At 68.5% G+C, this 12,473-nt stretch carries 12 protein-coding genes; 10 read left to right on the plus strand and 2 right to left on the minus strand.

Going from position 1 to position 12,473, the window contains the following annotated elements; translation table 11 throughout:
* The first annotated feature begins 50 nt into the window (after positions 1–50).
* The 6 genes from H5395_RS04270 (at position 51) to H5395_RS04295 (ending at position 5,949) form a co-directional block, all read left to right on the plus strand.
* Entirely contained in the window at positions 51–1,334 is a 1,284-nt protein-coding gene (locus H5395_RS04270; protein ID WP_182791339.1) for a sarcosine oxidase subunit beta family protein, read from the plus strand.
* Between the two features lie 61 nt (positions 1,335–1,395).
* Positions 1,396–1,635: a hypothetical protein gene (locus tag H5395_RS04275; protein WP_182791273.1), complete on the plus strand. Its 240-nt coding sequence runs from the start codon at positions 1,396–1,398 to the stop codon at positions 1,633–1,635.
* 111 nt (positions 1,636–1,746) lie between these two features.
* Positions 1,747–2,019: a hypothetical protein gene (locus tag H5395_RS04280; protein ID WP_182791274.1), complete on the plus strand. Its 273-nt coding sequence runs from the start codon at positions 1,747–1,749 to the stop codon at positions 2,017–2,019.
* Positions 2,020–2,106: 87 nt separating this feature from the next.
* Positions 2,107–2,511 carry a sarcosine oxidase subunit delta gene (locus tag H5395_RS04285; RefSeq protein ID WP_182791275.1) on the plus strand — a complete coding sequence of 135 codons (405 nt, stop codon included), beginning with the start codon at positions 2,107–2,109 and terminating at the stop codon, positions 2,509–2,511.
* A complete protein-coding gene (locus H5395_RS04290) occupies positions 2,508–5,438 on the plus strand; it encodes a sarcosine oxidase subunit alpha family protein (RefSeq protein ID WP_182791276.1) in 2,931 nt (976 codons plus the stop codon). The genes H5395_RS04285 and H5395_RS04290 overlap by 4 nt, the downstream gene beginning before the upstream one ends.
* The gene (locus H5395_RS04295) at positions 5,431–5,949 is read left to right on the plus strand and encodes a sarcosine oxidase subunit gamma (protein ID WP_182791277.1); all 519 of its coding nucleotides are present in this window, start codon (positions 5,431–5,433) and stop codon (positions 5,947–5,949) included. The genes H5395_RS04290 and H5395_RS04295 overlap by 8 nt, the downstream gene beginning before the upstream one ends.
* Positions 5,950–6,261: 312 nt before the next feature.
* Here the strand turns inward: H5395_RS04295 and H5395_RS04300 are convergent, their stop codons facing one another.
* Positions 6,262–6,861: a superoxide dismutase gene (locus H5395_RS04300; protein WP_182791278.1), complete on the minus strand. Its 600-nt coding sequence runs from the start codon at positions 6,859–6,861 to the stop codon at positions 6,262–6,264.
* Between the two features lie 189 nt (positions 6,862–7,050).
* Here H5395_RS04300 and H5395_RS04305 point away from each other — a divergent pair, with 189 nt between their 5' ends.
* The 3 genes from H5395_RS04305 to der are packed head-to-tail and all read left to right on the plus strand — an operon-like array spanning position 7,051 to position 10,620.
* Positions 7,051–7,773, plus strand: coding sequence for a hypothetical protein (locus H5395_RS04305; protein WP_182791279.1), 723 nt, complete (start codon positions 7,051–7,053; stop codon positions 7,771–7,773).
* Between the two features lie 40 nt (positions 7,774–7,813).
* A complete protein-coding gene (locus H5395_RS04310; RefSeq protein ID WP_182791280.1) occupies positions 7,814–9,139 on the plus strand; it encodes a PQQ-like beta-propeller repeat protein in 1,326 nt (441 codons plus the stop codon).
* Positions 9,139–10,620, plus strand: coding sequence for a ribosome biogenesis GTPase Der (der, locus tag H5395_RS04315; protein WP_182791281.1), 1,482 nt, complete (start codon positions 9,139–9,141; stop codon positions 10,618–10,620). Before H5395_RS04310 ends, der begins: the two co-directional genes overlap by 1 nt.
* A 73-nt stretch (positions 10,621–10,693) precedes the next feature.
* Here the strand turns inward: der and pip are convergent, their stop codons facing one another.
* On the minus strand, positions 10,694–11,671 hold the full coding sequence (gene pip, locus H5395_RS04320) for a prolyl aminopeptidase (protein ID WP_182791282.1): 978 nt from the start codon (positions 11,669–11,671) through the stop codon (positions 10,694–10,696).
* A gap of 59 nt (positions 11,672–11,730) precedes the next feature.
* Between pip and ubiG the strand changes: the two genes are divergently transcribed.
* Positions 11,731–12,471, plus strand: a complete 741-nt coding sequence (gene ubiG, locus H5395_RS04325) for a bifunctional 2-polyprenyl-6-hydroxyphenol methylase/3-demethylubiquinol 3-O-methyltransferase UbiG (protein ID WP_182791283.1) — start codon at positions 11,731–11,733, stop codon at positions 12,469–12,471.
* Positions 12,472–12,473 lie beyond the last annotated feature (2 nt).

Consider the following 12,473-nt stretch of genomic DNA (forward strand, 5'->3'; position numbering starts at 1 on the left):
AGCGCCGCCGGGCAATCATCGCCCCGCCCAGAACGCAGGCTGCGATGACGATGACCCCTTCCCGCCCCCCCGTCCCCGAGCGCCGCTCGGGCCGCTATTCGGTCTTTGCCATTGCCCGCCAGGCGATGAGCCTGCACAGCGACTGGGGCCGCGCCTGGGGCAGCCCCCAGCCGCGCGACCGCTACAAGGTCGTCGTGGTGGGCGCGGGCGGGCATGGGCTGGCGACGGCCTATTACCTTGGCAAGAACTTCGGCATCACCGACATTGCGATCCTGGAAAAAGGCTGGCTGGGCGGCGGCAACACGGGCCGCAACACCACCATCATCCGCTCGAACTACCTGCAGGACCCGTCTGCCGCGATCTACAACAAGTCGCTGCAACTGTATGAAACGCTCAGCCAGGACCTGAACTACAATGTCATGTTCAGCCCGCGCGGGTTGATCATGCTGGCGCAGACGGAACATGAGGTGCGCGGCTACAAGCGCACGGCCATTGCCAACCACCTGCAGGGCGTCTCGACCCGCTGGATCGACGCGGCCGAGGTCAAGCGGCTGGTCCCGATCATGAACATCGACGGCCCGCGCTATCCGGTCCTCGGCGGGCTTTACCAGGAACGCGGCGGCACCGCGCGCCACGACGCCGTGGCCTGGGGCTATGCGCGGGCCTGTTCCAACATGGGAATGCACATCCTGCAGAACTGCGAGGTCACGGGGATCGACACCACCGGCGGGCAGGTGCGCGGCGTCACCACCACGCGCGGGACCATCGGCTGCGACAAGCTGGCGATCGTGGTGGCGGGCCATTCCTCGGTTCTGGCGGAAATGGCGGGCTTCCGCCTGCCCATCGAAAGCCTTGCCCTGCAGGCGCTGGTCAGCGAGCCGATCAAGCCCTGCATGGACGTGGTCGTGATGGCCAACACCGTCCACGGCTACCTGTCGCAATCCGACAAGGGCGAGATGGTGATCGGCGGCGGCACCGACGGCTTTGTCAACTACACCCAGCGCGGGTCCTGGCACCATGTCCAGGAAACCGTGCGCGCGCTGATCGAGACCTTCCCGATGCTGTCGCGCCTCAAGATGCTGCGGCAATGGGGGGGCATCGTGGACATGACCGGCGACCGCTCTCCCATCCTGTCCACGACGCCGGTCGAGGGCATCTTCGTCAACTGCGGCTGGGGCACCGGCGGGTTCAAGGCGATCCCCGGATCGGGCTGGGCCATGGCGGAACTGGTGGCGAAGGGCGCGCCGGGACCGCTGGCCGCCGCTTTCGGGCTGAACCGCTTTGCCGAGGGACGCTTCATCGACGAAAGCGTGGCCGCCGGGGTGGCGCATTGATCTTGCTCGGGAAACCTGCGGCGGGCCGTTGGCGTTCGATGACCGGCAAGGAGAGTCGATCATGGCAGCCCTCAACCCCACCAACCGGAACCTGTGGATCATCGCGGCCCTTGTCGCGGCCGCCGCGGTGGCGCTGGCATGGTTTCTCGACTTCGGGGCGGGCGCGCCCCCAAGCGGCATCGCCGACGTCAGCATCGCCGAACTGCCCGGTTCCGGCACCCCGGACGACAGGGCGCTGGTCGAGGCCATGGCGGATGCGGGCGCGCCACCTTCCGCCGGGATGCCCGGCGGCAGAGACTGAGTCCGATGCGCGGCCCGCCCAGGCCGCGCCGCGCATCGTTTCTGCGCGGCAGCCGGGTCCTTTCCGGCCTGTCGCCCCCGCGACAAGTGAAATCTGTGCAAAGGTTCGATCATGGCACCTCCCGGAAATTCCCGCTCGTCAACCGGCGTCAACCCTTGGCTGCTGGTTCTGGCTGCGGCTGCGGTCATCCTGGTCGCGGTCCTGTTCTTCATGGCCGCCCCGGTCCCGGAACCCACGCCCCTGCCCGACAGCCCCGCGGCGCAGGGCACCGCCGGCGAGCCTGCCGGGGAAACCGGCGATGCGCCTCAGCCCGGCGCGCCCGGCGAGGCCCCGCCCAACCCCGACGTGGCGCCCGGCACCGGCACCGACACGACCCGCGGCTGACCCGGTCGCGTTCCGCAGCATGCCCCGCGCGTCCCGCGCGCGGGGCCTTTCGCGTTGCACTGTCCCGACTGGAAGGACCTGCGTTCCATGCTGACCCTGACCTGCCCCTTCTGCGGCGTAGCCGCCGAGGAAACCGAGCTTGCGCCGGGCGGCGAGGCGCATCTGAAACGCTTCGGTCCCGGCTCGTCGGACGCGGATTTCGAAACCTACCTGTTCGGGCGCCGCAACCCCAGGGGCGTGCATTTCGAACGCTGGCGCCATGTCTACGGCTGCGGCAAGTGGTTCCTTGCCGCCCGCGACACCGCGACCCTGCAGGTCTTCGGCACCTACCCGCCGCAATGCGACGGCCCGCCCGATCCCCTGATAGCCAGGATCCGCGCGGCCCGACCCGGCTGGCAGCCACCGCCCGAGCCGCTGGAGGATGACAGCGCGCCGGGGGTCGAGCGCGATCCCGCCCCGAACCCAACGCCCACGCGGGACACCATCGCATGACCAGACGCACCGCGCCCTTCCGCCTGTCCCAGGGCGGCCGCCTGATCGACCGCGCCCAGCCGCGCCGGTTCCGCTTCGACGGCCGCGGCATGGACGGGTTTGCCGGGGACACGCTCGCCTCGGCGCTGCTGGCGAATGGCCAGCTTCTGATGGGGCGCAGCTTCAAGTATCACCGCCCGCGCGGCCCCGTGGCCTCGGGCGTCGAGGAGCCAAATGCCCTTTTGGGCCTGGGCGAGGGCGCGAGGTTCGAACCGAACCAGCGCGCCACCACCACGCCGCTTGTCGATGGCATGGTCGCGGTCAGCCAGAACGCCTGGGGCAGCCTGAACCGAGACTGGGGGGTCATCAACGACAGGCTGTGGCGGTATTTTCCGGCGGGCTTCTATTACAAGACCTTTATCCATCCCCGCGCCGCCTGGAAGCGGGTGTTCGAGCCGGTGATCCGCCGCGCCGCGGGCCTTGGCCGCGCGCCGAAGCTGCCCGACGCCGACCACTATGAGCAGGCCTATGCCTTTGCCGAGGTCGTCGTGGTGGGCGGCGGAATTGCCGGGCTTGCGGCGGCCCGCGAGGCTGCGCGGACGGGCGGTCGCGTGATCCTGCTGGAACAGCAGCCCCATTGGGGCGGCCGCAGCCCGGTCGATCATCCCGACGGCACGGATCTCATCGAGGCCCTGCTGGCGGAACTGCGCGCCCTGCCCAATGTCACCCTGCGCCGCAACACCATGGCGACGGGGCTTTACGATCACGGCTACCTGCTCGCACGAGAGCATCTGGCCGACCACGAACCCCACGCGAACATCCCGCGCCAGCGCCTGTGGCGCATCCGGGCCGGGCGGGTCGTCAACGCGGCCGGGGCGCTGGAACGGCCGCTGGCCTTTGCGGGCAACGATGTGCCGGGCGTGATGCTGGCCTCGGCCGTGCGCGACTACATCGCGGATTACGGCGTGGCGCCCGGCCGCCGCATCGCCGTGGTGACGAACAACGACGACGCCTACCGCACGGCGCTAGCGGCGTTGGATGCGGGGCTTGAGGTGCCCGTCGTGATCGACGCCCGGCCTGCCGTCGACGGGCCGCTGCCCCGCCTTCTGCGCGACCGCGGGGTGCGGATCGCGGAAGGAAAGGGCATCGCTGCGGTGCAGGGCAAGCACGGTGTCGAGGGCCTGACGCTTTGCGCGCATCAGGGCGCGGGCGAGCCGCTGGAAACCATCGCCTGCGACGTGATCGCCATGTCGGGCGGCTGGTCCCCGGTCGTCCACCTGTGGAGCCATTGCGGCGGCAAACTGCAGTGGCATGAGGATCAGGCGCTGTTCGCCCCCGACCCCGACCGCCCGCCAGTTGGCGCGAACGGACAGCCGAACGTGCTGTCGGCGGGTGCGGCCGCGGGCGATCTGAGGGTGGCCGGGCTGAGCGATGCCGGACCCGAGGCGCCGATCTTGCCGGTCTGGGTCATGCCCGAGAACGCCACACCCAAGGCGCGCTTCAAGATGTGGCTGGACTATCAGAACGACGTCAAGGTTTCCGACGTCCAGCTTGCCGCGCTGGAAGGCTATGCCAGTGTGGAACACGCAAAACGCTATACCACGCTCGGCATGGCGACGGATCAGGGAAAGATCAGCAACATCAACGGACTTGCTATCTTGTCCTCGACTCTGGATCAACCTATCGCCGCGACTGGCACGACGACCTTCCGCCCGCCCTACACGCCCCTGACTCTGGGCACCATCGCGGGCGAGGCAAGGGGTGAGGTCTTCCAGCCCCTGCGCCGTACCCCAATCCATGACTGGCACGAATTCCATGGCGCCCATTGGGAGCCTGTCGGCCTGTGGCGCCGAGCCTACTGCTATCCCCGCACGGGCGAAGGCCACCGGGATGCCGTGAACCGCGAAATCTTGGCCGTTCGGGCCGGGGTGGGGACGCTCGATGCCTCGACGCTGGGAAAAATCCTTGTGAAAGGACCGGATGCGGGCCGCTTCCTCGACATGATCTATACCGGGATGATGTCCAGCCTTCCGGTCGGCAAGTGCCGCTACGGATTGATGTGTTCGGAAAACGGCTTCCTTGTCGATGACGGCGTGGCGGTCAGGCTCTCCGAGGACACATGGCTCTGCCACACCACCACAGGGGGCGCCGACCGCATCCACGGGTATATGGAGGACTGGCTGCAATGCGAGTGGTGGGACTGGAAGGTCTACACCGCCAACATCACCGAGCAATTCGCCCAGGTCGCCGTTGCCGGTCCGAAAGCGCGCATGGTGCTGGAAAAGCTGGGCGGCATGGACCTGTCCGCCGAGGCGCTGCCCTTCATGAGTTTCGCGGAAGGCCATCTGGCGGGCGTCCCCGCCCGCATCTACCGCATCAGCTTCTCGGGCGAGCTGTCCTTCGAGATCGCCGTGCCCGCCAACCGCGGGCTTGAGATATGGGAAAAGCTGCACGAGGCCGGGGCCGAGTTCGGCATCACCCCCTATGGCACCGAGGCGATGCATGTGATGCGCGCCGAAAAGGGCTTCATCATGATCGGGGACGAGACTGACGGCACAGTGATCCCGCAGGATCTGGGAATGAATTGGGCCATCTCGACGAAAAAGCCCGACTATATCGGCAAGCGCGCGCAGGAACGCCGCTTCATGGCGGACCCCGACCGCTGGCGGCTGGTGGGGCTGGAGAGCCTCGATGGACGGGTGCTGCCGGACGGGGCGCTGGCCGTGGCCGAAGGGGTGAATGCCAACGGACAGCGGAACACGCAGGGCCGCGTGACCTCGACCTACTGGTCGCCGACGCTGAAGGCGCCGATCGCCATGGGACTGGTGCGGCACGGCCCCGAGCGGATGGGAGAGGTGCTGGAGTTCCCGGTGCAGAAGGATACGTTCCGTGCCCGCATCGTCGATCCGGTGTTCCATGACAAGGAAGGGGCCGCCGCGAATGTCTGACGCCTTGGCAGCCATCACCCAGGTCCACGGCCTCGGCATGATCCTGATCCGCGCCGACCTGGACCGCGCGGCCGATTCCATCGCTGCGGCGGCGGGCTTGGCGATTCCCGACAAGCTGCGCTTCACCACCGCTGGCAGCCGCTGGCTCGGCTGGATGTCGCCGGATGAACTGCTGCTGATCCTGCCCCATGCAGGGATGCCCGAGGCGCTTTCCGCCCTGGCCGACGCGCTTTCGACCGAGCATGCGCTGGTGCAGGATGTCAGCGACATGCGCTGCGTCTTCGACCTGGCGGGGCAGGCGCCCGAGCAGGTGCTGGCCAAGCTCTGCCCCGTTGATTTCGGGACGCTGCCCGAAGACGCCGTCCGCCGCACCCGCGCCGCTCAGGTGGCCTGCGCCTTGTGGCGGCAGGGGGATGGATGGCGCATCGTCGCCTTCCGCGCGATTACCGACTACCTGAGGCAGGTGCTGGAAGGCGCGGCGGCTCCGGGAACGCAACTGGACCCACGCTGAGGCAACCCTGCAAGGGGCGTCAGCAAGCGAGGACGGCAGAGCGTCAGAAAGCGCCTTCTGACCGGATGACATCCGCTTGCAAGCTGCGGATACCGCCGGCCACCCGAAAGCCCGTGGCCGGCACGAACCCGGTCCCTCGCTGATCGGCTTTGATGCCAAGAAGGCGTTGCCCCCGGTCGCTCGGCCTTCCGCCATGGACGTAGCTTGAGGTTCTTCTTCGCGCCTTCGAGACTTCAAATTGTTCAACCAACCGGCTTCTGACGAAAGCAAAAGGCCCGCCACTTGTGGCGGGCCTTCGTCATGTCGCGTCACTCACATCCGCGAGGCGACGTTTTCCCAGTTCACGAGATTCTCAAGGAAGTTTTCCAGATACTTGGGGCGGGCGTTGCGGAAGTCGATGTAATAGGAATGCTCCCACACGTCGCAGCCCAGAAGCGCCGTCTGGCCCTTGCACAGCGGGTTGACGCCGTTCTCGGTCTTGGTGATCTCAAGCCCGCCCTGGCTGTTGCGGACCAGCCAGACCCAGCCCGAGCCGAACTGCGCCACGCCCTCGGAGGCGAACTTCTTCTTGAAGTCGGCGACCGAGCCGAAAGATTCGGTGATCGCGGATTCAAGGTTGCCGGGCATCTTGCCGGGGTTCGGGCCCATCATCTCCCAGAACTGGGCGTGGTTCCAGTGCTGGCTGGCGTTGTTGAAGATGCCGTTCTGGGCGACCGCGCCTTCCTTGTAGTTGCCCTTGACGATTTCTTCGAGCGAGGCGTTTTCCCACTCGGTTCCCGCGATCAGCTCGTTCAGCTTGTCGACATAAGCCTTGTGGTGCTTGTCATGGTGATATTCCAGCGTCTCCTTGGACATCCCGCCGCTGGCCAGCGCGTCGTGGGAATAAGGCAGATCAGGCAGGGTGAAAGCCATGTTTGCAGTCCTTTCAGGGGTTTGTGCTACACGTCACGGTGTAGTCTCGCTGCCCCGACAACGCCTTGCAAGGGGAAGCGGTTCCGATCAGGACACAGGGGCCGACATCCCGCGCAAGCGTTGGCAAACCGCCCCGGCCATGTGTAGAAGGGCAGCATCGACGACAAAGGGCAGGGAAAGCGGCCGCGCATGGCGAACCAGAACGACCGTTTCATCGACGAGGTGACCGAGGATCTGCGCCGCGACCGGCTGTTCCTGATGCTGCGCCGCTATGGCTGGATCGCGCTTCTGCTGGTCGTGGCGCTGGTCGCGGGCGCCGCATGGCGCGAATATTCCCGGGCCCGCGATACGGCGGCGGCGCAGGACTTCGGCGACGCCATCCTTGCTGCCGGGGCCTCGGGCGATGCGGCCGCCCGTGCGCAGGCGCTGGCCGAGGTTCCGGCCGGCAGCGTCCGCCAGACGGTGCTGCGCGACATCCTGGCCGCCAATGCGCTGGTCGAGGCCGGAAATGTCGCGGAAGCCGCGCAGCGGTTCGACGCGGCGGCGATCAAGGCGGGCGACGACGCGGTTGTCAGGGACCTGGCCGCGCTGAAGTCGGTGATCGCGCAGGGGGCGGGGATGGACCCCGCCACCCGCGACGCCGTGCTGGCGCGGCTTTCGGCCTCCGGAGCGCCGTTCGAACTGATCGCGCTGGAACTCAAGGCTGTGGCGCTGTCGGGCGCGGGGCGCCGGGATGACGCGGTGACGCTGATCCGCCAGATCCAGCAGAAGGACGGGCTGAGCCAGCAGATGCACCAGCGGCTGGCCGAGCATCTGATAACCCTCGGCGTCGATCCCGAACCGGGAACGGACAGCCTGACCGCCCCCGATTCCACGCCCCCGGCCGGGGTGATGCCGGCGGTGGCCGGCTGAACCCTCCATCCCTCGCCTGCGCCGCCACCCGGAGCCCGAGATGACCAGACTGAACGCGCTGCTGCTGCCCCTGACCGCCCTGACCGCCCTGGCAGCCTGCCAGTCGCGCGACACGATCCTGCCCGGCGTCCGGCTTGACCCGCGCGAGATCGCCTCGGCCGAAGGCCCCGCGGTTGACGGACCCGCCGGCGTCAGTTCGACAGCGCTGAACCTGCCCGCGCCGCGTTCGGTCGAATGGACCACCCGGGCGGCGAATCCGGCGCATCTGATCCCGCATTCCGTGCTGGCCGGGACCGGGCTGCAGCCGCTGTGGTCGGCCCCCATCGGCCAGCCCTCGGGGCGGCGTCACCGCATCGGCGCCGATCCGGTTGTGGCAGGCGGGCGCGTCTTCACGCTGGACAGCCGCGTGCAGGTGGCGGCCACGGCGCTGAACGGCGGCACCGCCTGGACCCGCGACCTGACCCCTGCGACCGAGCGGGGCGACAGCGTGTCCGGCGGCGGCATCGCCTATGAGGGGGGGCGCGTCTTCGTGACCACGGCCTATGGCGAGCTTGTGGCGCTGGACGCAGGCTCGGGCGGCATCCTCTGGCGGCAGCGGGTCGAGGCGCCGATCGGCGGCGCGCCCACGGTGCAGAACGGCGTGGTCTATGTGGCAGGCCGAGATTCGACCGGCTGGGCAGTGCGGGCCTCGGACGGCAGGGTGCTGTGGACCGTATCCGGCATCAACGCGCAGTCGGGCGTGACGGGGGTGTCCGCGCCCGCGGTGGATGGCGATCTTGCCGTCTTCCCCTTCGCCTCGGGGCAGTTGCTGGCCGTCGACACCGCCACCGGCGTCGAACGGTGGAGCGCGCAGGTCGCCGGCACCCGCCGCGGCCGCGCCATCGCCTTCATCCGCGACCTGACGGGCGATCCGGTGATCGCGGGCGATGTGGTGCTGGCGGGCTCGTCCTCGGGGCGCATCGCTGCTTTCGACCGCGCGACGGGGCTGCCGCTGTGGAACGAACAGGACGGGGCGAACAGCCCGGTGCTGGTCGCCGGCGGCTCGATCTTCGCGGTCAACGACCAGGCGCAACTGGTGCGGCTGGACGCGGCGACCGGCGGGCGCATCTTCGCGGTGCCGCTGCCCTATTACAGGGCGGAACGGGTGCGGCGGCAGGACGATATCCATGTCCACTACGGCCCGGTGCTGGCGGGGGGCCGGCTGTTCGTCGCCTCATCCGACGGGGTGCTGCGCAGCTTCGACCCCCGCTCGGGCGCGCTGGTCGGGCAGGCGCCGATCCCCGGCGGGGCGGCGACCGCGCCCGTCGTCTCGGGCGGCACGATCTATGTTTCCGGCCGCGACGGCCGCCTGCACGCGTTCCGCTGATGAGCTTCACCCTCGCCATCGTCGGGCGGCCCAATGTCGGCAAGTCCACCCTGTTCAACCGCCTTGTCGGCAAGCGGCTGGCGCTGGTCGATGACCAGCCCGGCGTCACCCGCGACCTGCGCGAGGGCGACGCGCGCTTGGGCGACCTGCGCTTTGTCGTGATCGATTCGGCCGGGCTGGAGATGGTCGAGGACGATTCGCTGCAGGGCCGGATGCGGCGGCTGACCGAACGCGCGGTGGACGAGGCCGACATCTGCCTGTTCGTGATGGACGCGCGCGTGGGCGTGACGGCGGCCGACGAATATTTCGCCGACATCCTGCGGCGGAGGGCGAAGCACGTCATCCTAGCCGCCAACAAGGCCGAAGGGGCGGCGGGTGAGGCTGGCGCGACCGAAGGTTGGTCGCTGGGTCTGGGCGAGCCGCTGCGGATCTCGGCCGAGCATGGCGAGGGGCTGGAGGACCTGTATCGCGCCCTGAAGCCGCTGTCCGAGATCGTCGAATCCGAGCGTCCCGCGCCGATCACGCCCGAAACCGACGTCACCCTGACCGACGAGCAGGCGGAATCGGGCGAGGGGGCCGAGGATTGGCGTCCGAGCGAAACCCGCCCCTTGCAGATTGCGGTGATCGGGCGGCCGAACGCCGGGAAATCGACGCTCATCAACAAGATCATCGGCGAGGACCGGCTGCTGACCGGCCCCGAAGCGGGGATCACCCGCGATTCGATCTCGGTGCGGTCCCAGTTCATGGGCACCCCGGTCCGCATCTTCGACACTGCCGGGATGCGGAAGAAGGCGCGGATCACCGACAAGGTGGAAAAGCTTTCCGTGGCCGACGGGCTGCGGGCCGTGCGCTTTGCCGAGGTGGTGGTGGTCCTGCTGGACGTGGCCATCCCCTTCGAGCAGCAGGATCTGCGCATCGCCGATTTCGCGGAAACCGAAGGGCGGGCGGTCGTGGTCGCGGCGAACAAGTGGGACTTGGAAGAGGATAAGTCGCACAAGCTGAACGAGTTGCGCGAAGCCTTCGAGCGGCTGTTGCCGCAGTTGAAGGGCGCGCCTCTGGTGACGGTTTCGGCCCGGACGGGCAAGGGGCTGGACCGGCTGCACAATGCGGTGCTGAAGGCGCATGAAGTCTGGAACCGCCGCATCGGCACGGCGCGGCTGAACCAGTGGTTGACCGCCATGACCGAGGCGCATCCGCCGCCCGCGCCGGGCGGCCGCCGCATCCGGCTGCGCTACATGACGCAGGTGAAGACTCGGCCGCCGGGCTTTGTCGTCATGGCGACGCATACCGACGAGATCCCGGAAAGCTATCGCCGGTATCTGGTCAACGGGCTGCGGCAGGACTTCGACCTGCCCGGAACGCCGATCCGGCTGACCTTCCGCGACCAAGGGACGAAGAACCCCTACAAGGACAAGTCGAACAAGCGCCAGACCGGGTCGCTGGCGAAGCACAAGGACCGGCAAAAACCCAAAGGGGCGTGAACTTCTCGGCCGGACCGGGACTCTGCCCCGGACCCCGGGATATTTCAATCCGGCCCGAGGAGGGACGTTTGCGTCAGTCGATCCCGGCCATCGTCTGCAGGACGCGGACGAGTTCGGCGGCGATTCGCGGCTCGGTCAGGGCATGGCCCGATGCGGGGATCATCCGCAGCTCGGCCTTTGCCCAGCCTTGCGCGAGTTCCCATGCGCCGATCGGCGGGCAGACCATGTCGTAGCGGCCTTGGACGATCACGGCGGGCAGGTGCTCGATCCGGTGGCGGTCGCGCAGAAGCTGGTTGTCGTCGAGGAAGCAGGCGTTGACGAAATAATGGTTTTCCAGCCGTGCGAAGGTGCGCGCATAGGCCGGGGGCGCGTGCGAGGGCGCGCCGGTGTCGAGGCCCGCCAGCGCGTTTTCCCAGGCAAGCCAGGGCATCGCGTAGCGCGTCTCGACCGAGGCATCGCCGCTGAACAGGCGGCGGTGGTAGGCGGCGATGAGATCGTCCTGTTCGGCAAGGGGAATGGCCCCCTGGAAGCGCGCCCAGAGCTCCGGCCAGAACCGCCCCGCGCCGCCGCCATAGAACCAGTCGAGTTCCGACTGGCGGCCAAGGAAGACCCCGCGCAGCACAAAGGCCGAGACCGCCTCGGGCCGGTGCTGCCCGTAGGCCAGGGCCAGCGTCGCCCCCCAGGAGCCGCCGAAAAGGACGGCGGGGCCGAGGCGGAGCTTTTCGCGGATCGTGTCGATGTCGGACAGCAGATGCGCGGTCGTGTTTCTGATGACGCTCGCATGGGGAACCGAGCGGCCGCAGCCGCGCTGGTCGAACAGCACGACCCGCCAGTGATGGGGGTCGAAGAAGCGGCGCATCATCGGGCTGCAGCCGCCCCCCGGTCCCCCGTGCAGGACGATCACCGGGCGGCCATTTGGGTTGCCGCATTGCTCGACATACAGCCGGTGGCCGTCGCCGCGGTCGATCATGCGCGCGTCGAAGGGCTCGATCGGGGGGTAGAGCCGGCCATGCGAGGGTGACGCGGCGTTTCGGTCTGCCATACGGTCCATGGCTGAGATATATACCGCTCGCCGGGCCAAGGCCAATCGGCACCAGACGGAGAAGCGAGATGACCGGACAGAGCAGCATCGATGCGGGCGAGGTCGCCAAGTTCCAGGCGATGGCGGCCGAGTGGTGGGACCCCGCCGGCAAGTTCAAGCCCCTGCACATGCTGAACCCGCTGCGGCTGGACTATATCGCCGGCCAGATCACCGCCGAGTTCGGGCGCGACCGGAAAGCTCGCCGGCCCTTCGAGGGGCTGCGGCTGCTGGATATCGGCTGCGGCGGCGGGCTGGTGGCGGAACCCATGGCGCGGCTGGGGGCCGAGGTCACGGGCGCCGATGCCGCGGCCGAGAACATCGAGGTCGCCCGCGTTCATGCCGCGCAGTCGGACCTTGCCATCGACTATCGCGCGACCACGGCCGAGGCGATCCTGGCCGAAGGCGCCCGCTTCGACGTGGTGCTGGCGCTTGAGATCGTCGAGCATGTCGCCGACCCGCAGGAGTTCATCACCACCTGCGCGCGTCTGCTGCGGCCGGGCGGGCTGCTGGTCGCATCGACCCTCAACCGCACGCCGCAAAGCTTTGCCGCGGCCATTGTCGGGGCCGAGTGGATCATGCGATGGCTGCCGCGCGGGACGCATGAATGGTCGCGCTTCATCCGCCCGACCGAGCTTGGGGCCATGTTCGACGCGGCAGGCGTGCGGGTGGTGGACCGCAGCGGGATGGTCTTCAACCCGCTGGGCTGGTCATGGTCGCTGTCCAAGCGCGACCTGTCGGTGAATTACCTGATGACCGGGGTCAGGCAGTAGGG

This window comes from Paracoccus sp. MC1854, assembly GCF_014164635.1.
Taxonomy (GTDB): Bacteria; Pseudomonadota; Alphaproteobacteria; order Rhodobacterales; family Rhodobacteraceae; genus Paracoccus.

Coding starts and splice junctions, on each gene's coding strand:
- H5395_RS04310 (WP_182791280.1), top strand. CDS start 7,814: ATGACCAGACTGAACGCGCTGCTGCTGCCCCTGACCGCCCTGACCGCC.
- H5395_RS04300 (WP_182791278.1), bottom strand. CDS start 6,861: ATGGCTTTCACCCTGCCTGATCTGCCTTATTCCCACGACGCGCTGGCC.
- H5395_RS04290 (WP_182791276.1), top strand. CDS start 2,508: ATGACCAGACGCACCGCGCCCTTCCGCCTGTCCCAGGGCGGCCGCCTG.
- H5395_RS04280 (WP_182791274.1), top strand. CDS start 1,747: ATGGCACCTCCCGGAAATTCCCGCTCGTCAACCGGCGTCAACCCTTGG.
- H5395_RS04285 (WP_182791275.1), top strand. CDS start 2,107: ATGCTGACCCTGACCTGCCCCTTCTGCGGCGTAGCCGCCGAGGAAACC.
- pip (WP_182791282.1), bottom strand. CDS start 11,671: ATGGACCGTATGGCAGACCGAAACGCCGCGTCACCCTCGCATGGCCGG.
- H5395_RS04305 (WP_182791279.1), top strand. CDS start 7,051: ATGGCGAACCAGAACGACCGTTTCATCGACGAGGTGACCGAGGATCTG.
- H5395_RS04270 (WP_182791339.1), top strand. CDS start 51: ATGACCCCTTCCCGCCCCCCCGTCCCCGAGCGCCGCTCGGGCCGCTAT.
- der (WP_182791281.1), top strand. CDS start 9,139: ATGAGCTTCACCCTCGCCATCGTCGGGCGGCCCAATGTCGGCAAGTCC.
- ubiG (WP_182791283.1), top strand. CDS start 11,731: ATGACCGGACAGAGCAGCATCGATGCGGGCGAGGTCGCCAAGTTCCAG.
- H5395_RS04295 (WP_182791277.1), top strand. CDS start 5,431: ATGTCTGACGCCTTGGCAGCCATCACCCAGGTCCACGGCCTCGGCATG.
- H5395_RS04275 (WP_182791273.1), top strand. CDS start 1,396: ATGGCAGCCCTCAACCCCACCAACCGGAACCTGTGGATCATCGCGGCC.